19 protein-coding genes and 2 riboswitches are annotated in these 20,061 nt (G+C 62.8%); of the genes, 15 read left to right on the top strand and 4 right to left on the bottom strand.

Annotated features, from left to right (window positions below):
* Window positions 1-31: 31 nt before the first annotated feature.
* Window positions 32-616, top strand: coding sequence for a Fe-S biogenesis protein NfuA (gene nfuA / locus BM321_RS07835; protein WP_003182850.1), 585 nt, complete (start codon window positions 32-34; stop codon window positions 614-616).
* A gap of 180 nt (window positions 617-796) precedes the next feature.
* Here nfuA and cobM read toward each other — a convergent pair whose 3' ends face one another.
* From cobM to BM321_RS07815, 4 genes are all read right to left on the bottom strand, one after another.
* A complete protein-coding gene (gene cobM / locus BM321_RS07830; RefSeq protein WP_092442111.1) occupies window positions 797-1,543 on the bottom strand; it encodes a precorrin-4 C(11)-methyltransferase in 747 nt (248 codons plus the stop codon).
* Window positions 1,544-1,620: 77 nt separating this feature from the next.
* Complete coding sequence (locus tag BM321_RS07825) at window positions 1,621-2,025, bottom strand: cobalamin biosynthesis protein (RefSeq protein ID WP_092327495.1); 405 nt, start codon at window positions 2,023-2,025, stop codon at window positions 1,621-1,623.
* Complete coding sequence (locus BM321_RS07820; RefSeq protein WP_092442110.1) at window positions 2,022-2,717, bottom strand: CbtA family protein; 696 nt, start codon at window positions 2,715-2,717, stop codon at window positions 2,022-2,024. Before BM321_RS07820 ends, BM321_RS07825 begins: the two co-directional genes overlap by 4 nt.
* Before the next feature lie 11 nt (window positions 2,718-2,728).
* On the bottom strand, window positions 2,729-2,917 hold the full coding sequence (locus BM321_RS07815) for a CbtB domain-containing protein (RefSeq protein WP_014338677.1): 189 nt from the start codon (window positions 2,915-2,917) through the stop codon (window positions 2,729-2,731).
* A gap of 99 nt (window positions 2,918-3,016) precedes the next feature.
* Window positions 3,017-3,240, bottom strand: a riboswitch (cobalamin riboswitch).
* 201 nt (window positions 3,241-3,441) lie between these two features.
* A riboswitch (cobalamin riboswitch) is annotated at window positions 3,442-3,658 on the top strand.
* A gap of 97 nt (window positions 3,659-3,755) precedes the next feature.
* On the opposite strand from BM321_RS07815, the gene cobW reads away from it, so the two are divergent.
* The 14 genes from cobW (at window position 3,756) to BM321_RS07745 (ending at window position 19,942) form a co-directional block, all read left to right on the top strand.
* Window positions 3,756-4,820 (top strand): cobalamin biosynthesis protein CobW, encoded by a 1,065-nt coding sequence (gene cobW, locus BM321_RS07810; RefSeq protein ID WP_092442109.1) that lies wholly within the window; start codon window positions 3,756-3,758, stop codon window positions 4,818-4,820.
* A 3-nt stretch (window positions 4,821-4,823) separates the two neighbouring features.
* Window positions 4,824-8,597, top strand: a complete 3,774-nt coding sequence (gene cobN / locus BM321_RS07805) for a cobaltochelatase subunit CobN (protein WP_092442108.1) — start codon at window positions 4,824-4,826, stop codon at window positions 8,595-8,597.
* Window positions 8,598-8,640: 43 nt separating this feature from the next.
* Window positions 8,641-9,639: a magnesium chelatase ATPase subunit I gene (locus tag BM321_RS07800; RefSeq protein ID WP_092442107.1), complete on the top strand. Its 999-nt coding sequence runs from the start codon at window positions 8,641-8,643 to the stop codon at window positions 9,637-9,639.
* A gap of 101 nt (window positions 9,640-9,740) precedes the next feature.
* The gene (locus BM321_RS07795; protein WP_092442174.1) at window positions 9,741-10,298 is read left to right on the top strand and encodes a vWA domain-containing protein; all 558 of its coding nucleotides are present in this window, start codon (window positions 9,741-9,743) and stop codon (window positions 10,296-10,298) included.
* Window positions 10,299-10,782: 484 nt separating this feature from the next.
* Window positions 10,783-11,496 (top strand): methyltransferase, encoded by a 714-nt coding sequence (locus tag BM321_RS07790; RefSeq protein ID WP_092442106.1) that lies wholly within the window; start codon window positions 10,783-10,785, stop codon window positions 11,494-11,496.
* A 383-nt stretch (window positions 11,497-11,879) separates the two neighbouring features.
* Complete coding sequence (locus BM321_RS07785; RefSeq protein ID WP_092442105.1) at window positions 11,880-13,526, top strand: phospholipase D-like domain-containing protein; 1,647 nt, start codon at window positions 11,880-11,882, stop codon at window positions 13,524-13,526.
* A gap of 55 nt (window positions 13,527-13,581) precedes the next feature.
* On the top strand, window positions 13,582-13,923 hold the full coding sequence (locus BM321_RS07780; RefSeq protein WP_092442104.1) for a YdcA family protein: 342 nt from the start codon (window positions 13,582-13,584) through the stop codon (window positions 13,921-13,923).
* 398 nt (window positions 13,924-14,321) lie between these two features.
* Window positions 14,322-15,170 carry a transporter substrate-binding domain-containing protein gene (locus tag BM321_RS07775; protein WP_060738109.1) on the top strand — a complete coding sequence of 283 codons (849 nt, stop codon included), beginning with the start codon at window positions 14,322-14,324 and terminating at the stop codon, window positions 15,168-15,170.
* A 54-nt stretch (window positions 15,171-15,224) separates the two neighbouring features.
* Entirely contained in the window at window positions 15,225-15,887 is a 663-nt protein-coding gene (locus BM321_RS07770; RefSeq protein WP_092327511.1) for an amino acid ABC transporter permease, read from the top strand.
* Between the two features lie 9 nt (window positions 15,888-15,896).
* Window positions 15,897-16,559, top strand: a complete 663-nt coding sequence (locus tag BM321_RS07765; protein WP_028236639.1) for an amino acid ABC transporter permease — start codon at window positions 15,897-15,899, stop codon at window positions 16,557-16,559.
* Window positions 16,556-17,362: an amino acid ABC transporter ATP-binding protein gene (locus tag BM321_RS07760; protein ID WP_092327512.1), complete on the top strand. Its 807-nt coding sequence runs from the start codon at window positions 16,556-16,558 to the stop codon at window positions 17,360-17,362. The genes BM321_RS07765 and BM321_RS07760 overlap by 4 nt, the downstream gene beginning before the upstream one ends.
* A gap of 41 nt (window positions 17,363-17,403) precedes the next feature.
* Window positions 17,404-17,790: a RidA family protein gene (locus BM321_RS07755; protein ID WP_025214537.1), complete on the top strand. Its 387-nt coding sequence runs from the start codon at window positions 17,404-17,406 to the stop codon at window positions 17,788-17,790.
* A gap of 128 nt (window positions 17,791-17,918) precedes the next feature.
* Window positions 17,919-18,683: an IclR family transcriptional regulator gene (locus BM321_RS07750; protein WP_092327516.1), complete on the top strand. Its 765-nt coding sequence runs from the start codon at window positions 17,919-17,921 to the stop codon at window positions 18,681-18,683.
* Window positions 18,684-18,724: 41 nt separating this feature from the next.
* Window positions 18,725-19,942, top strand: coding sequence for an amino acid deaminase (locus tag BM321_RS07745; protein WP_092442103.1), 1,218 nt, complete (start codon window positions 18,725-18,727; stop codon window positions 19,940-19,942).
* Window positions 19,943-20,061: the final 119 nt, after the last annotated feature.

Here is a 20,061-nt window from a genome sequence, read left to right as displayed (position 1 = left end):
TAAACTGCCGGCAAGCCTGCGAGGAGTTTCCATGACCGCCATTACCATTACCGATGCCGCCCACGATTACCTGGCCGACCTGCTGTCCAAGCAGAACACCCCGGGGATCGGGATCCGCATCTTCATCACCCAGCCCGGCACCCAGTACGCAGAGACGTGCATTGCCTACTGCAAGCCGGGAGAAGAAAAACCCGAAGACACCGCGTTGGGGCTCAAGAGCTTCACCGCCTACATCGACTCGTTCAGCGAAGCCTTCCTGGACGATGCGGTGGTCGACTATGCCACCGACCGCATGGGCGGCCAGCTGACCATCAAGGCACCGAACGCCAAGGTGCCGATGGTCAATGCCGACAGCCCGGTCAACGAGCGCATCAATTACTACCTGCAAACCGAAATCAACCCGGGGCTGGCCAGCCACGGCGGCCAGGTTTCGCTGATCGACGTGGTGGAAGACGGCATCGCCGTGCTCCAGTTCGGCGGCGGCTGCCAGGGCTGCGGCCAGGCTGACGTGACCTTGAAGGAAGGCATCGAGCGCACCTTGCTCGAGCGCATTCCAGAGCTCAAGGGCGTGCGCGACGTGACCGACCATACGCAGAAAGAAAACGCCTACTACTGATTGTGGCGATACCGTCTTGCGATCAGTTCGTAACCTGTAGGAGCGAGCTTGTGGGAGCAAGGCTTGCCCGCGATGCAAACACCTCGGTGTAGTTGATAGACCGAGGCGACGCCTTCGCGGGCAAGCCTTGCTCCCACTGGTTCGCCCCTATAGGGGGATCCAGGTGGATTCTCTGGCGAGTCAGGGTCGGTAGAGATGCGCATGTCCGGCGCGGTACAGCGACGATTCGCTGAACACGTCATTGCCCAGCACACGCCCCACCAGGATCAACGCCGTTCGGCGGAAACCCTTGGCCTGCACCTTTTCGGCAATATCTGCCAGCGTCCCCATCACCCAATCCTGATCCGGCCACGTCGCCCGGTGGATCACCGCAATCGGGCAGTCGGCGCCGTAGTGGGGCAGCAGTTCGTCGACGATCTTTTCCAGGTGATTGACCCCCAGGTGAATCGCCATGGTCGTCCCGTGCTGTGCCAGGTTGCCCAGTTCTTCCCCAGCGGGCATCGGGGATTTATCGGCGTAACGGGTGAGGATCAGGCTCTGGGAGATGTCCGGCAAGGTCAGTTCGGCACCCAGCAGGGCGGCGCAGGCTGAGGTCGCGGTCACGCCCGGGATGATTTCGAAAGGGATGTCCAGTTCCCGCAGACAACGAATCTGTTCGCCAATGGCGCCGTACAGGCTCGGGTCGCCGGAGTGCACCCGGGCCACGTCCTGGCCCTTGAAATGGGCGCTGCTGATCAATTCGATGATCTGTTCCAGGTGCAACTCGGCGCTGTTGATCACCTGTTCGGCACAATGGCCTTCGAGGACGGCGGTCGGCACCAGCGAGCCGGCGTAGATGATCACCGCGCACTGGCGGATCAATCGCTGGCCTTTGACCGTGATGAGGTCTGGGTCGCCGGGGCCGGCGCCGATGAAGTACACGGTCATGACCGGCTCCTGTGGAAGGTGGGTGAGCGTGGCCCAGATGAAGATCGCTCATGATCCTGGACGCCGATTATCGGGATTTACGCCACGACCGCCAACGCCAACGTGCTCATGGGGCCTCTCTGGCGGGGAATCAGCAGCGTTGCGGGCGTCGTGCCCAATTGGTCGGCCAAGGCCAGGGCGGCGCTTTCGGCGATGCCGTAGCAACCGGTTCGCTCGAAGGCGATCTCGGAACGATGGCTGAGCCGTCGCTCGTAACCGGCCAGCTGTTCGGCACTGAAGCAGGTCAGCGGCAGGGCCAGTTGCCCGGCCAGTTCCAGCAGCCCGGGCTCGTCACGCTTGAGGTCGATACTGGCCAGGGCCCGTACCTGGTGAAGTGCGATGCCGTGGGCCGACAACGTCTGTTCGAGCAAGGCCCGCAGCGTGCTGGCCGGGCAACCGCGCTGGCAACCGAGGCCGATCACCAGCATCGCCCCAGTGTTCATGCGTCGTGGTGGGCTTGACCGTCACGGCGAAACAGCCAGGCGCTGATCAGGCCCAGGGCCAGCCAGAAGGCGATGTTGGTCACCTGCGAGGCGATCTTGAACTGGCTTTCCAGCGCTTCGGGCGCCAGCATCGAGTGGACTTCGGGCTGTGGCGCACCGATGACGTGGGGCACCAGCAACGTCGCCACGCCCAGCAGCTTGAGCAGCCAATGCCGGCCGAAGACGATCAGGGCAATGCCCACCGCCGTCGAGGCCGCGGTGCCGATCCACCACATCTGCCGCTGGGCCAGGTCGGCCGCTGCGGTGCCGGGCAACTCCGGGGGCAGGCCGAGGGTGGGTGCCAGGACGAAAGTGGCATAACCGGCCAGGCCCCAGAGCAGACCCTGGGAAGTGCGAGTCGGTGCCCGCAAGGTGTACAGGCCCGCCAGCATCAGGGCAAAACCCACGGCCACCACCAGGTTACCGCCGGTGGTGGACAGCACGCGCTGCCAGCCGTCTTCCGGTTCCCAGGCCTCGGCATCATGGGTGTGGGCCACACCGTCGGTGTGCTCATGGACCTCGGTCGCCGGGGCCTTCTCGAAGGTTTCCGCCTGGAGAATCAGCGGCGATACCCAGAAACTCTGCAACAGGGTCAGCAGCAGGGCGGCCAGCAAGCCGCTGAAACCGGCGGTCTGCGCGATACGCTTGATCATGTCGTCGGTTCTCAGTGGCAGGGGAAGGCAGCGCTGTGGCGGGTATCGTGGGCAGCGTTGTGCACCGCTTCGATGTGGGAGAAACCGGCGAAATAGACCAGCCCCGCGCCCAGGATCGAAGCCAGGATCGCGGCGCTCAGGCGTTGGCTCAGGGTGGTGGTGCTGCTGGCGGTGCGGGCGGTGCTGCTGATGGTCGACATGGCGCTTCCCTCTGTTTTTGTTCCGTGGGGATGCGAGCGCAATGAGACCCCGGGCGAAAGACCGCCAGGGTTCGAACAGCGCCCGCCCACCGCGGGTTTGTTGATGCTTGAGTCATGGGCCGGTCTCCGGGCTCGCGAGGGGCAGGGGCTGAGCCTTGCCTGCAAGCGTCACCTTCCCATGTCCGGGGACACAGTGGTTCAGACGCTTCGCTCGCTTACCGTTGCGGGGGCAGCACCGGACTGACGTGGCTTTGAAGTAAAGCACACGATTCACCGGTTTCCCGTTTCACCCTGTGAAGGGCACCCGTAACTAGGCGCACAGGAGAGCATGGGTGGGGGCGGGGCGTCAATTGGCAGGGGTAGGATCTGATGTGGAGACCTGTGGGAGCAAAGCTTGCTCGCGATCCAGGCGACGCGTTCCCAGCGGGTAAGCCGCGTTATCGTTTATCGCGGGCAAGCCATGCTCCCACAGTGTGAGTTGCGCTTGAATCTGCGGCAGAGATTGACCCGCCCCCACACCCTGCGTAGCCTTGCGCCTTCGAGGTTCTTCGGCCTGCGCCGAAGCTAAGAAGGGAACGCGGTCCAAGCCGCGGCTGCCCCCGCAACTGTGAACGGTGAGGTTTCTGCAAGGCCACTGTGCATGCCCTTTTTACCAACGGCGCACGGGAAGGCGCAGCCATTGCCAGTCGCAAGACTGGCCCGCCGTCAGCCAGGAGACCTGCCTCGAGACAGATTCTCACTACAACCGGGCGGGGTGATCCGGTGGCGAAATCTTCCGTGCACACCTGTGCCCGCGGTTGTCGTCCCGTTTGCCCGCCACCTTGCCAAAGGGCATCCGATGAAAACACTGGCCAAACTCCCCGTCACCATCGTCACCGGCTTCCTCGGTTCGGGTAAGACCACCTTGCTGCGGCACATGCTCGACAACGCACAGGGCCGGCGCATCGCCGTGATCGTCAACGAGTTCGGCGAACTGGGCATCGACGGCGAGATCCTCAAGCAGTGCTCCATCGGTTGTACCGAAGAAGAAGCCAACGGCCGCGTCTACGAACTGGCCAACGGCTGCCTGTGCTGCACGGTGCAGGAAGAGTTCTTCCCGGTGATGCGCGAGCTGGTGGCCCGGCGTGGCGACCTCGACCATATCCTGATCGAAACCTCCGGCCTGGCCTTGCCCAAGCCGCTGGTCCAGGCTTTCCAATGGCCGGAAATCCGCAGCGCCTGCACGGTCGATGCCGTGATTACCGTGGTCGACAGCCCCGCCGTGGCCGCCGGCACCTTCGCCGCCTTCCCCGACCAGGTCGATGCCCAGCGCAAACTCGACCCGAACCTGGATCACGAGTCGCCGTTGCACGAGCTGTTCGCCGATCAGTTGGCCAGCGCCGATCTGGTGATCCTCAACAAAGCCGACCTGATCAGCCCTGAAGACCTGGCCAAGGTTCGCCTGGAAGTCGCCGAAGAGCTGCCGCCGGCGGTCAAGGTCATCGAAGCCAGCAGCGGTCGCCTGCCGCTGGACGTGTTGATCGGCCTGGGCGCCGGTTCCGAAGAACACATCGACGGCCGCCACAGCCATCACGACCATCACCACGATGGCGACGATGACGATCACGATCACGACGCCTTCGACTCCATCTCCATCGAGCTGCCCCAGGCCGACGAAAGCCTGTTGCTGGACGCGCTGACGCAACTGGTGGTCCAGCACGGTGTACTGCGGGTCAAGGGTTTCGCGGCGATCCCGAACAAGCCGATGCGCCTGCTGATCCAAGGCGTTGGCACGCGTTTCGACAAACATTTCGACCGCCAGTGGGGCGTCGAGGAAGCGCGGGTCACCCGTCTGGTGCTGATCGGCCAGGGGCTCGATGCCGCATTGCTTGAAGCGCAGTTGCGCGCCGCCCTCAGCGTCTAAGCCATGCACCTGCTCAGGACCCAGCCCGGCGGTTTCGTGTCGGATGACAACATTGCCGACCTGGGGCAAACCCCCGCCGAGCTGGTGATCCTGTGCAGCGGCGACTCCAGCCTGGCGCTGCTGGCCGAAGCGGCGAAGCAGCTACCGGGCGATTATCCGGAGTTTCGCCTCGCCAATCCGATGCAGGTGCAGAACCACGCCTCGGTGGATCTGTATTTCGAAGACGTGCTGCGCCACGCCAAAGTTATCCTGCTGTCGCTGCACGGCGGCATTGGCTATTGGCGCTACGGCATCGAGCGCCTGATGGACCTGGCCGGGCGCGGGGTGAAGCTGATCCTGGTGCCGGGGGATGATCGACCGGACCCGGAACTCAGCGACCTGAGCAACGTGCCCGTCGAGGACCGCGACCGGCTCTGGCAGTTCTTGCGCCAGGGCGGCCTGGGCAATGCCCTGGACCTGTTTCACAACCTCGGCAGTCAATGGTTCGGCCGCGATTATCCCTGGGCCGAACCGCAAGTCCTGCCGCGCACGGCGATCTACCATCCCGGAAAAACCAACGCCAGCCTCGACGATTGGCAAGCCGACTGGCAGGCCGGACAACCGGTGGCGGCGGTGTTGTTCTATCGCTCCCACTTGCAAGCGGCGAACACTGCGTTCATTGACGTGTTTTGTCAGCGCCTGCAAGCGGCGGGGCTCAACCCGTTGCCCATTGCCGTGGCGAGCCTCAAGGAGCCCGGTTGCCTGGCGCTGGTCGAAGACTGGCTGGACGAGGTGGAGGCCGGGGTGATCCTCAATACCACCGGCTTCGCTCAATCCAGCCCTGAGGCGCCGCACCTGCGGCCATTCCGCCGCAACATCCCGGTGATCCAGGCGATCTGCGCCCAGGACAACGAACCGGGCTGGCGTGCCAACGAGCAGGGCCTGGGTCCGCGAGACCTGGCGATGCATATTGCCTTGCCGGAGCTGGATGGCCGGATCATCAGCCGCCCCATCAGTTTCAAGGATCTGGCCTGGCGCAGTGAGCGCAGCCAGAGCGACGTGGTCTGCTACCGCGCCGTACCCGAACGCATGGATTTTGTCGCCGAGCTGGCCCGACGTTGGACCACCCTGGCGCGCCTGCCCAATGGGCAGAAGCGTGTGGCGCTGATCCTCGCCAACTACCCGACCCGGGACGGACGCATCGGCAACGGCGTCGGCCTGGATACGCCGGCGGCGGCCTTGAATATCCTGCGGGCCTTGCAGGCCGAGGGCTATCCACTGCCGGCCGAACTGCCGGCGAGCGGCACTGCGTTGATCCGGCAATTGCTCGGCGGCGTCAGCAACGACCTGGACAGCCTCGACCTGCGGCCATGCCACCAGAGCCTGGCCCTGGATGCCTACCTGGCCCTGTTCGACGCGCTGCCCGAAGCCAATCGCCAAGCGGTGCTGGCGCGCTGGGGCTCGCCCGAGCAGGACCCGATGTTCCGCGACGGCCGCCTGATGGTCGCCGGCCTGCGCCTGGGCCTGACCTTCGTCGGCATCCAGCCGGCCCGCGGTTATCAGGTCGACCCGAGCGCGGTGTACCACGACCCGGACCTGGTGCCGCCCCACGGTTACCTGGCGTTTTATTTCTGGTTGCGCCACACCTACGGCGTCCACGGAGTGATCCACGTCGGCAAGCACGGCAACCTCGAATGGCTGCCGGGCAAAGGTGTCGGGCTCTCGGAAAATTGCTGGCCGGACGTGCTGTTGGGGCCACTGCCGAATATCTATCCGTTCATCGTCAACGACCCGGGCGAGGGCGCCCAGGCCAAGCGTCGCACCCAGGCGGTGATCATCGATCACTTGATGCCGCCGCTGACCCGGGCCGAAACCTACGGGCCGCTGCGTAACCTCGAGTTGTTGGCGGATGAATACTACGAGGCGCAATTGCTCGATCCGCGTCGCGCCCGGGAACTGCAACGGGACATCCTCAACCTGGTGCGCGAGACTCACATCGACCGCGAGCTGCAACTGGATGCCGGCCTCGACAGCGATGCTGACGCCGCGATCTGGCTGCCACGCCTGGACACGTACCTGTGCGACTTGAAGGAGTCGCAGATCCGTGACGGTTTGCACATCTTTGGTGAGTCGCCCAGCGGGCGGCTGCGCATCGACACGTTGTTGGCGTTGCTGCGCATTCCCCGGGGCGATGGCAAAGGCGCGCAGTCGAGCGTGTTGCGGGCGCTGGCCAAGGCGTTCGGGCTGGGTTTCGATCCGCTGGATTGTGCCTTGGCCGAGCCTTGGACTGGCGACTGTCCCGAGGCCTTGCTTCGGGTCAGCGACGAGCCTTGGCGCACCGCCGGCGATACCCGCGAGCGCCTGGAGTTGTTCGCCGCGCAGTTGATCGAGCAGGCACTGGACGGTGTGGTCGAGCAGCTCAATGCGCCGGGTTGGGAGACGGTGGGCGGCATCATCGAAAACCTGCGCACTGTCGTGGCTCCGCGCCTGGACGCCTGCGGGCCGGCGGAAATCCGTGGCCTGCTCGATGCCTTGAGCGGGCGCTTCGTGCCGGCCGGCCCCAGCGGTGCGCCGAGTCGCGGACGTCTGGACGTGTTGCCCACCGGGCGCAATTTCTTCTCCGTGGATGTGCGCAACCTGCCCACCACCACGGCGTGGCGCATCGGTTTCCAGTCGGCGAACCTGATCCTCGAGCGGCACTTGCAGGACCACGGCGATCACCTGCGCCAGCTCGGCCTGTCGGTGTGGGGCACCGCCACCATGCGCACTGGCGGCGACGACATCGCCCAGGCCATGGCCCTGATGGGCGTGCGTCCGGTGTGGGCCACCGGCAGCCAGCGGGTCGATGATTTCGAGATCCTGCCGTTGAGCCTGCTGGACCGGCCGCGGGTCGATGTCGCGCTGCGGGTGTCCGGGTTCTTCCGGGACGCCTTTGCCAACCTGATCCGGCTGTTCGATGCAGCGGTGCAGGCCGTCGCCGCCCTCGATGAACCGGACGACATGAACCCTCTGGCGGCCAAGGTCCGTGGCGAACGCGAAGCCTTGTTGGCGTCGGGCCTGGAGCCGGAAGCGGCGGCGCGCCAGGCCGGCTGGCGGATCTTCGGTGCCAAGCCCGGTGCCTATGGCGCGGGTGTGCAGGGTGCGATCGACGGTCGTTTGTGGCAAAGCCGCGAGGATTTGGCCGAGGTGTACCTGAACTGGGGCGGCTACGCTTACGGCGGTAGCGATGAAGGCACCGCCGCCCGGGAGCAGTTCTCCCGGCGCTTGAGCCAGGTGCAGGCGGTGTTGCAGAACCAGGACAACCGCGAGCACGACCTGCTCGACTCCAACGATTACTACCAATTTCAGGGCGGCATGCTGGCGGCGGTGGAGACCCTCAGCGGGCAGGCCGCGGCCAGCTATCATGGCGATCACAGCCAGCCGGACTTGCCCAGGATCCGTACCCTGAAGGAAGAACTCAACCGCGTCATCCGTTCCCGCGCGGCCAATCCGAAGTGGATCGACGGCGTGAAGCGGCATGGCTATAAAGGCGCGTTCGAGCTGGCGGCGACGGTGGACAACCTGTTCGCGTTCGACGCCACCACGCAGCTGATCGACGATCACCAGTACGCTTTGCTGGCCGATGCCTACCTGCTCGATCCGGACACCCGGGACTTCGTCCGCCAGCACAACCCCGGCGCCCTGCGGGACATGACCGAGCGCATGCTCGAAGCGCAGCAGCGGGGGATGTGGCAGGCGCCGGGCGACTATCGCGAAGCCCTGGAGAATTTGTTGTTGGACATTGAGGAGGATGGCTGAAATGAGGACAACAGGAACGTCGCACATTCATGAGACATTCACCATGACCCAACCCCATTTCCCGCTCTCCGCCGTGGTCGGCGCCGATGACCTGAAACTGGCCCTGTGCCTGGCCGCGATCGATCCGAAAATCGGCGGTGTGCTGATCGAAGGCCCGCGGGGCATGGCCAAGTCCACCTTGGCACGAGGCCTGGCGGACCTGCTGGCCAGCGGTCAGTTCGTCACCTTGCCCCTCGGTGCCACCGAAGAGCGGCTGGTGGGCACCCTCGATCTGGATGTGGCCCTGGGGGAGGGGCGCGCGCAGTTTTCTCCCGGCGTGCTGGCCAAGGCCGACGGTGGCGTGCTGTATGTCGATGAAGTGAACCTGCTGCCCGATCACCTGGTGGACCTGCTGCTGGATGTGGCCGCCAGTGGCACCAACCTGATCGAGCGCGACGGCATTTCCCATCGGCATCCGGCGCGCTTTGTGCTGATCGGCACCATGAACCCGGAAGAGGGCGAGCTGCGCCCGCAATTGCTCGACCGTTTTGGCCTGAACGTCGCCCTCGACGGTCACACTGCACCGGCTGAACGTGGTCAGATCATTCGCCGGCGGTTGGATTTCGACAGTGACCCGCTGGCCTTCTGCGCGGAGTGGGAGACGGCCCAGCAGCAGTTGCGTGAACGCTGCCAGCGGGCGCGTGACCGTTTGGCCGGGATCGCCTTGGATGATGCGGCGCTGGCGCAGATCACCGAGCGCTGTTTTGCCGCCGGGGTCGATGGCCTGCGCGCCGACCTGGTCTGGCTGCGGGCGGCCCGGGCCCATGCGGCCTGGCGCGACGCTGCTGGGATTGCCGATGAGGACATCGATGCGGTCGCCGAATTTGCCTTGCGGCACCGGCGGCGCGGGCATTCGGCACCGGCGTCGTCCCAGGCGCCGCAAACGGCTGCGAATGAAACGGCCAAGCCCAACGAAGGCCAAGGCCAGTGGGGCGACCTGCCGGCCCGGGCACTGCCGACCGGTGCCCGACGTGACGTGCCGAGCTGGCCAAAAAAGCCCTAGGCATTCGCCCTCGTTCAACGGCGGGGGCGAATGCCAGGCCCCGTGCAGGACAGTTGGAGCAGGGACGCCAGGGTCGGAGCAAAGCCGCGGCCAGCGGTGCGGTGAACTGGCCGGGAACATTGCTCAATGGCCGGCCACACCGGCATGCAGACTTGCGCTGGCACGCTCGGCATCGGGCGCCTCATGTGCTGTGGCTGGTCATCGTCGATGCGTCGGCCTCGACCCGTCGTCATCGCGCCTTGAGTGACGGCAAAGGCTTGTTGGCGCAACTGTTCGACGACGCCTACCGGCAACGCGCTCGCTTGGCGCTGTTGACCGCCAGCGGTACCGTCCCGACTTGGCAGGTGCAAGGGCTCAAGGCCTCAGCCGGGCTGCGGGATTGGCTCGATGGACTCGGTGCCGGCGGCGGTACACCGTTGCTGGCGGCGCTGAACGAGGCCGGACGCTGGTTGACGGCCCGGTGCAAGCGCTTCCCGGCGGAGCAACAGCGGGTGTTGGTGATGACCGACGGGCGAGTCAAGGAGGGACTGTCACTGCCCTCCCTGGATTGCCCGTGCCTGTTGGTCGACATCGAGCGCGGCCCGATTCGCCTGGGCCGGGCCCGGCAGTTGGCGGGGCAGTTGCAGGCTGAGTATCGGCATATCGATGAGGCTGACTGAAAGGTTCTGTGACTGTCAGGGCCCCATCGCGAGCAAGCTCGCTCCCACACTGTTTTGTGAATACATGAGTGATCAGCACCCCGGTCCCCTGTGGGAGCGAGCCTGCTCGCGATGGCATCTCCTCGGTTCCAATGACCTGTCCACCTGACCCGCATCACTGCACTATGCTCAGGCAGCCCCTTACAGGCGTGAATCATGCGCGTCACCAATGCCCAGGATGACTTTCGGGTCAAGTCCAAGAGTGCGCGAGCAGTCCGATGTTTCCGTGGCGGCCATTGCGATGAGGCATGGTATCAACGCCAATGTCGTTTGCTGGTGGCTACTGCTTTACCGCGATAGCAGGCCATCCTGCTGCAATAGACGGGGTGGGCGCGGCCAACTCGCTGTTTTGGTTTGCCAAACGGCGGCAGTCAGTTGAGTTATTGGAACCCCAACGGATTTGTTACCACTCACCTTGAGTCAATACAAACCAAGGGAGTTGGCAATGCTCGAAGATACAATTGAATCAACAAAAATCTATCCCCGAATTTTTCCAATGGACTGGATTGAAATCGGGCCGAGTACGTTTTCGAGCCATGCGCAACACGTTGCCAATCTAGCCAAGCCGCAACCTGCCGCCTCAATAGGCGGCGTCGAGCTATTTCTTCCGCCAAATGTGTACCATCCCGGGGTCGGACTATCCTCCAGCCTTTTGGTTGACGCACTTTTGAACGAAAACATGGGGAGAACCGTGTTGGACTTGGGGTGTGGCAGTGGTTTTGTCGGAATCTCTCTCTATCGCCAAGGGATGGATCTGATTCTGGCCGATATTTCAAATGCCTCAATCTTGAGCACAACCGAAAATCTCCGCCGTATTGGTATACCGGGGAGAGTAATCTTGAGTGATTTATTCTCAAATCTGAAAGGCATGCGCTTCGACACTATCCTATTTAATCCGCCTTTATTCGACAAAACTGTAGAGCACGAAGCTGAAATCGCATTATGTGACCCCAATGGCGATTTGTTGACTCGTTTTCTAACTGAGGCGCCACAGCACTTGACTTCAACGGGTTGTCTTTATTTTATGGCGTCCAACCTGATGAATCGCGAGGCGTTGTTAAGTGGATTGGGTAGTTATCGATATAAGATCATCTCGTCTTCATTTTCAACGCAGTCGGGGGTCTCACGCTGGATAATCAGCGCTCGATCAAAGCATTGAGCGAAACGCTAGATTGTTATCTCCTGCTTATCGATGGAGTTACAATTTGCGATATATGTACGTCCGGACATCTCATCTTGCGCAACTAAACCGGTTGCCATCTGTGTGGCAGAAGCGCTGACAGCCCAGACATCAACAAGCTTCATCGTCAAACGGCAGAGTTGTTGAACCTTGCGCCTTCTCAGCATACGGAGCAGGTTTTCAAGCAGATATTAGTTGGATGTGCAGCCGTTGTTGAAGAACATTTTGGGTCAGTCCACTGTTTTGTAAACACATGAATGACGAACCCCGGACCCCTGTGGGAGCGAGCCTGCTCGCGATGGCATCCCCTCCTGACCCGTATCGCTGCACTATGCTCAGGCAGCCCTTCACAGGAGTGAACCATGCGCGTACTCGTCACCAACCCCCAGGACGATTTTCGGGTCAAGGCCTATGCCGGCACCAACGGCGTGCTGCTCGCCATGGACCTGGCCGAACCCCGGCGCAAGGGCTTGCTGGGTTTTGCCATCGAGAAACAGCAGGGGGACAAGCCCTGGCTGTTCCTGTTCAACAGCCTGACGTTCCCCGACAAGGCCCACACCTTTCCCCAGTTCCACGCCACCCCCAGTGACAAGGCACCCCTGCAGAAATTTCGCTGGGCCGACTACGCCGTCAACCCCGGCGTGACGATCCGCTACCGCGTGCACCTGGCCTATGGCAGCCCCGATTCACCGCAATTGGGCGAATCCCTGGCCGTCACCATCACCAGCGACGACGGGCAGCCGGCCGACCAGCGGGTCATCTTCAACCGTGCCGTGGCCGCCAGCCAGGCGTTCCAGCGCAAGTTTCCCGAAGTGGACGCGCTGCTCGATGCCAACAAGCACCTGTCCATCGATGACTGGCCCGACGCACCACGTCGCTGGTTGGAAAACGGCTTGCTGGGGCGCTTGACCGGTTTCATCGACCGGGCGTTGGATGCCAACTGGGCCCTTGATGTCGCCATCTATGAATACGAATTGCCGATGATCGTCGACGCGGTGACTGCCGCTCACGCTCGCGGCGCCCAGGTGCGGGTGCTGTATCACGCCGAGCCGGGAGACGACACCACGGCGCGCAACGAAGCCAGCCTCGAGAACATGCCGGCGGCCAACAAACGTGGGCGGATCACCCACAACATTTTCCATAACAAGTTCATTGTGCTGAGCAAGGTGGAGGCCAGCGGCTCATTGCAACCTGAAGCCGTGCTGTGCGGCAGCACCAACTTCACCGCCAACGGTGTCTACCGCCAGGCCAACGTCGTGCATGTGCTGGACGACCCTCGGATCAGCGGCAGCTATCTCCAGGTATTCGAGCAAATCTGGGCAACGCCCCAGGACGTCGATGCCACTCGCCAGTGGCTGACCCTGAACAATGCCATGGCCCCGCAAGAGGCGTTGTTCGCCGGGTTCTCGCCGCGCGCCGGGGAGGGCGACCTGGATCGCTTTGTCGACATCATCAAAGGGGCGCGAAAGGACCTGTTGTTCGTCACCGCCTTTGTGTTGCCCGACCGGATTCTCGATGCCGTGCTCGGCCAACCCAATGATGACGTGCTGCGTTACGGCCTGCAAAACACCAAGAGCCGCATCACCGGCTTCCATGCCGACCGCACTGCCGAATTCGCCGCCACCGCGCTGCTCAACACCGGTCTGGAAGGGTGGCTGCGGGAAAACATGAAAGGTCAGAAGGGCAATCTACTGGTGCACACCAAAGCCATCGTCACCGACTTTACCAGCGACACGCCGACCATCCTCAGCGGCAGTCACAACCTCAGCGCCGCCGCCAGCAGCGGCAACGACGAGAACTACCTGATCATTCAGGGCAATACCGACCTGGCCGACCGCTACGGGCTGGAGCTGCTGCGTTTCTATGAGCATTACCGCTTTCGCTACTTCGCGAAAAAACTCGCCCTCAAACAGGTCAAGCCACTGGCGGTGGATGACAGCTGGAGTGATGACTATTACAGCGAGGGGGATTTGCGGATGTTGTCCAGGGTGAGGTTTTGCGGGCGTTAGGCGCAGGAGATGATCGGGTGATAGCATAGAGCCATCTATCAGCCAGGAAGCTGCCATGAAACTCTGTCACGGAACGTCCGCTTTACTTCGCACCTGTGTCGCGATCCTGTTGTTGGCTCTGGGCACCTCGGCCCTTGCCGCCAATCAACCGTGTTCCGGGCGCAAGGGCGGTATTGCCGGATGCGACGGCGATACCTTCCTGTGCAATGACGGCTCCATCAGTGCTTCGAAGAAGTCCTGTTCCGCTGTGCTGGGGCTTCGGAACGAGGCGCGCCCGCAGTCGCTGCTCAAGTCCGCCGACGGTTGCCAATGCGGCAGTGGCAATTACTGCGTCGGTCCCCGGGGCGGGGTCTATTGCCTCACGCCTGGCGGCAGCAAGAGCTACAAGCGCAAATAGACCAGGCACACCGCCGAACAATGGTGGGAGCGAGCTTGCTCGCGATAGCGTCAGGTCATTCAACATCAACATCAACATCAACATTGACTGCTCCATATCTATCGTGAGCAAGCTCGCTCCCACAGGTATCCATTTACAACTCCAGAGTGGCTCCGTTTCGGTGCGCGAGTACCCGGTTTGGGGCCTTATTACCCGTGCGTCGTAGCTAACGGTAGCAACAGCATTCACATGCGGGCGCCAGCGTCCGCAGGTCTGTTTTCCCCATCTCCCTGATTTCCTTAGATTTCCATTTTCCTCACCCATGGGCATCAAGCCTGTGGCACACTTTCTGCTGTCTATTCCGTTGTTACATACCATGTTCCGGTATAGCGGAATAAACTCATTCTGGAGTGCTTGCCATGCAACGCCGACCTTCCTTGTTCAAAGCGTGTGTTTTTCTCTTCGCGGCCACGACGGCTGCCATGGGGGTCGCTCAGGCGGCCGACAGCAAGCTGGACAGCGTGCTGCAGCGGGGGAAATTGATCGTGGGCACGGGCAGTACCAATGCGCCGTGGCACTTCCAGGGAGCGGATGGCAAGTTGCAGGGCTTTGATATCGATATCGCGCGCATGGTTGCCAAGGGTCTGTTCAATGACCCGGAGAAGGTCGAGTTCGTGGTGCAGTCGTCCGATGCGCGGATTCCCAACCTGCTGACCGACAAGGTCGACATGAGCTGCCAGTTCATCACCGTCACCGCCAGTCGCGCCCAGCAAGTGGCGTTCACCCTGCCGTACTACCGCGAAGGCGTGGGCCTGCTGCTGCCGGCCAACAGCAAGTACAAGGAAATCGAAGACCTCAAGGCCGCGGGCGATGACGTCACTGTGGCGGTGCTGCAGAACGTCTACGCCGAAGAGTTGGTGCACCAGGCGCTGCCCAAGGCCAAGGTCGACCAGTACGACAGCGTCGACCTGATGTACCAGGCGGTGAACTCCGGCCGCGCCGATGCCGCCGCCACCGACCAATCCTCGGTCAAGTATCTGATGGTGCAGAACCCTGGGCGCTACCGCAGCCCGGCCTATGCCTGGAGCCCGCAAACCTACGCCTGTGCGGTCAAGCGCGGCGACCAGGACTGGCTGAACTTCGTCAACACCACCTTGCATGAAGCCATGACCGGCGTGGAATTTCCTACCTATGCGGCGTCGTTCAAGCAGTGGTTCGGCGTCGAGCTGCCGTCGCCGGCGATTGGTTTCCCCGTTGAATTCAAATGACCCTGTGAGCCCGGGGCGCCCCTTGCGGGCGCTTCGTCGAAGGTACTGCCAACCATGAATTATCAGTTGAACTTTGCCGCCGTCTGGCGCGATTTCGACACCTTGCTGGCGGGGCTGGGCCTGGGGCTTTCCCTGGCGCTGGTGTCGATCGCCATCGGTTGCGTGATCGGCCTGGCCATGGCGTTCGCGCTGCTGAGCAAGCACCGGGTCCTGCGGGTGCTGGCGTCGGTGTATGTCACGGTGATCCGCAATACGCCGATCCTGGTGCTGATCCTGTTGATCTACTTCGCCTTGCCGAGCCTGGGCATCCGCCTGGACAAGCTGCCGTCGTTCGTCATCACCCTCTCGTTGTACGCCGGGGCCTACCTGACCGAAGTGTTCCGCGGTGGGTTGATGAGCATTCACAAGGGGCAGCGGGAAGCGGGGCTGGCCATCGGCCTGGGCGAGTGGCAGGTGAAGGCCTACGTCACCGTGCCGGTGATGCTGCGCAACGTGTTGCCGGCCTTGTCGAACAACTTCATTTCGCTGTTCAAGGACACCTCCCTGGCGGCGGCGATCGCCGTGCCGGAGCTGACCTATTACGCCCGCAAGATCAACGTGGAGAGCTACCGGGTGATCGAAACCTGGCTGGTGACCACGGCCCTGTATGTCGCGGCCTGTTACCTCATTGCCATGGTGCTGCGGTATTTCGAGCAGCGCCTGGCGATCCGCCGTTAGGAGTCTCCCATGTACGAATCACCCAGTTGGTTGCATGAGTTATGGGTCGCCCGGGACACCCTGTGGGCCGGTTTCCTGACCAGTGTGCAGTGTTCGCTGTTGGCGATTGTGTTGGGCACGCTGATCGGCCTGGTCGCCGGCCTGGTGCTGACCTATGGCCGGACCTGGATGCGCGCGCCGTTTCGCTTCTACGTCGACCTGATCCGCGGCACGCCGGTGTTCGTGCTGGTGCTGGCCTGCTTCTACATGGCCCCGGCCCTGGGCTGGCAGATCGGCGCATTCCAGGCCGGTGTCCTGGGCCTGACGCTGTTCTGCGGTTCTCATGTGGCCGAGATCGTGCGCGGTGCCTTGCAGGCGCTGCCCCGCGGGCAGATGGAGGCGAGCCAGGCCATCGGCCTGACGTTCTACCAGTCGCTGGGCTATGTGCTGTTGCCCCAGGCGTTGCGGCAGATCCTGCCGACCTGGGTCAATTCCTCTACCGAGATCGTCAAGGCCTCGACCCTGTTGTCGGTGATCGGCGTCGCCGAACTGCTGCTCAGCACCCAGCAGATCATCGCCCGGACCTTCATGACCCTGGAGTTTTACCTGTTCGCCGGGTTTCTCTTTTTCATCATCAATTACGCCATCGAATTGCTCGGGCGGCACATTGAAAAGCGGGTGGCCTTGCCATGACTGACGTTTCGAATCTCTCCAATACGGAGCACTCCAACACCCAGCCGTTGCTGGACATTCGCGGCCTGCGCAAACAATACGGCCCATTGGAAGTGCTCAAGGGCGTGGACCTGAGCATGCAGCGCGGCAACGTGGTCACGCTGATCGGCTCCAGCGGTTCGGGCAAGACCACGCTGTTGCGCTGCGTCAACATGCTGGAAGAATTCCAGGGCGGGCAGATTGTGCTCGACGGCGAATCCATCGGCTATGACGACATCGACGGCAAGCGCGTGCGCCACCCCGAGAAGGTCATCGCTCGGCACCGGGCCATGACCGGCATGGCCTTCCAGCAATTCAACCTGTTCCCGCACCTGACTGCGTTGCAGAACGTCACCCTGGGCCTGCTGAAAGTGAAAAAACTGCCCAAGGACGAGGCGGTGGCGTTGGCCGAGAAATGGCTGGAGCGGGTCGGCCTGCTGGAGCGGCGCAATCACTTCCCCGGCCAGTTGTCTGGCGGCCAGCAGCAGCGCGTGGCGATTGCCCGGGCGATTGCCATGAACCCCAGCCTGATGCTGTTCGACGAAGTCACCTCGGCCTTGGACCCGGAGCTGGTGGGTGAAGTGTTGAACGTGATCAAGGGCCTGGCCGAGGACGGCATGACCATGCTGCTGGTGACCCACGAAATGCGCTTTGCCTTCGAGGTCTCCGACAAGATCGTATTCATGAATCAGGGGCGCATCGAAGAGCAGGGGCCACCGAAAGAATTATTCGAGCGGCCGCAATCGCCGCGGTTGGCGGAATTTCTCAAGAACACCCGCTTTTAATTCAGTGAATCTTTAATTTATCCAAGCAAGGAGAAACACCCATGAGCATTACGCGCTACGGCACCGGCAGCTCCGCAGGCGGCGGTCAGCCACGGCCATTCGCTCGCGCCGTGGAGGCCGATGGCTGGTTGCATGTGTCCGGTCAGGTGCCGGCGGTGAACGGCGAGATCATCGTCGGCGGGATCGTCGAGCAGACGCACCAGACCATGAAGAACCTGATCGCGATCCTCGAAGAGGCCGGTTACGAGCTCAAGGATGTGGTGCGCTGCGGCGTGTGGCTGGATGACCCGCGGGATTTCTGGAGTTTCAACAAGGTGTTCAGCGAGTACTTCAGCCCCGAACACGCCCCGGCCCGGGCTTGCGTGCAGGCGAGCATGATGGTCGATTGCAAGGTCGAGATCGATTGTGTGGCCTACAAGAAGAAGTGATCATTGATCGTTCCCACGCTCTGCGTGGGAATGCCGCCATGGACGCTCCGCGTCCTCTGTCGATGTGACGCAGAGCGTCACGGGATGCATTGCCCACGCAGAGCGTGGGAACGATCAGGAATAATGACATGACCGAAGACACCATCAAACGCCGGGCCCGGGGACTGGATCGGGCGTTCGATATCCTCGATTTCCTCAAGGAAATCGGCCAGCCGCTGCGCCCGAACGATATTGCCAGTGGCATCGGCAGCCCCAAGTCCACGGTCTATGAGCTGGTGGCGTCGCTGCTGGAGCGCCGCATCCTCGAGCCGGTGGGCAAGGACGGTCACGTCTACCTGGGCCGCCATTTGTATTTCCTCGGGCAGGCGCACCTGCGGCATTTCGACCTGAGTCGCGAGGCTGACCAGGCCTTGCAGGAGATCGTGCGCCAGACCCACGAAACGGCGCAGATGTGCCTGCTCAACGGGCGCAAATACACCGTCGCGCTGATGAAGGAAGGCGAGCGGCATTTCCGCATTTCATCGGACATCGGTGAAAACGCGCCGATTCCGTGGACGGCGTCCGGGCGCCTGCTGCTGGCGCATTTGAGTGACCAACAGATCGTCGACCTGATCGACCCCGACGACTTCATTTTGCCGGACGGCGAGCGCTTGCCCCTGGAGCAATTCCTCAAGGAAATCCGCCAGGCCGGCCTCGATGGGTTCTTCTCCTTCGACAGCGTTGCCGACACCTTCACCCACTGCTTCGCCGCCCCGGTCAAAGACCCCGGCGGCGTGGCCATCGCCACCCTGTGCATCGTCGCCCCACGGGCCGACGCCAAGAACAATTACGCCGACTACCGCCGGGTGCTGATCGAAAGCGCCAACAACCTGGCCCGGCGCATCAATGAATAGATAACCGCGGCTGCGAGCGGCCGTGTGCGAGGAGTACGAACATGTCTTCTGTCATTCCCAATGCTGGCGTAGAGAAGGGGGCGGCCACCGTCGCCGCTCATCTGCTCAAGGACGTCAGCCTGCCGGCGTTGGTGCTGCACCGCGCGGCGCTGGAGCACAACATTCGCTGGATGCAAGCGTTCGTCACCGACAGTGGCGCCGAACTGGCGCCCCACGGCAAGACCAGCATGACCCCGGCGCTGTTTCGACGCCAGCTCGATGCCGGTGCCTGGGGCCTGACCCTCGCCACCGCCGTGCAGACCCGTGCCGCTTACGCCCACGGCGTTCGTCGAGTGCTGATGGCCAACCAACTGGTGGGCACGCCAAATATGGCGCTGATCGCCGATCTGCTGGCTGACCCGGCGTTCGAATTCCATTGCATGGTCGATCATCCGGACAACGTCGCGGACTTGGGGGCGTTCTTCGCCTCGCGCGGTATGAAGCTGAACGTGATGATCGAGTACGGCGTGGTCGGTGGTCGGTGTGGCTGCCGAACCGAGGCTGAAGTGTTGGCCCTGGCCGAGGCGATTCGCAGTCAACCGGCGCTGGCGTTGACCGGTATCGAAGGCTACGAAGGGGTGATCCATGGCGACCACGCCATCAGTGGCATCCGCGCATTCGCGGCATCGTTGGTACGGCTGGCGGTGCAGCTGCAGGACAACGGTGCCTTTGCCATCGACAAACCGATCATCACCGCCTCGGGTTCGGCCTGGTACGACCTGATCGCCGAATCCTTCGAAGCCCAGAATGCCCACGGGCGTTTCCTCAGCGTGCTGCGTCCCGGCAGTTACGTGGCCCATGACCATGGCATCTACAAGGAAGCCCAGTGCTGCGTGCTGGAGCGCCGCAGCGACCTGCACGAAGGCCTGCGTCCGGCCCTGGAAGTCTGGGCCCATGTGCAATCGCTGCCGGAGCCGGGCTTCGCGGTGATCGCCCTGGGCAAGCGCGACGTGGCCTACGACGCCGGATTACCGGTGCCGCTCAAGCGCTACACGCCCGGATCGGATTCGGTGGTGGGGGACGACGTGAGCGGCTGCAAGGTGACGGCGGTGATGGACCAGCATGCGTTCATGAGTGTGGCGGCAGGGATTGAGCTGCGTGTGGGCGACATCATTTCGTTTGGCACTTCACACCCGTGCCTGACGTTCGACAAGTGGCGGGTGGGGTGCCTGGTGGATGAGCAGTTGCGGGTGGTCGAGAGCATGGAGACTTGTTTCTAGGGCTTAGGACCGAGTCGCGGCTTTCGCGAGCAAGCTCGCTCCCACAGAGGGATCGAGACGATCACAGAGTTTGTATTCACAGCAATCCACTGTGGGAGAGCTTGCTCGCGATAGCGGCC

It is taken from the genome of Pseudomonas sp. NFIX10, from assembly GCF_900111955.1.
In the GTDB taxonomy this organism is placed as follows: domain Bacteria; phylum Pseudomonadota; class Gammaproteobacteria; order Pseudomonadales; family Pseudomonadaceae; genus Aquipseudomonas; species Aquipseudomonas fluorescens_AA.
Note: the sequence above shows the minus strand (reverse complement) of the source record. Positions and strands in the feature narration are given on the sequence as shown.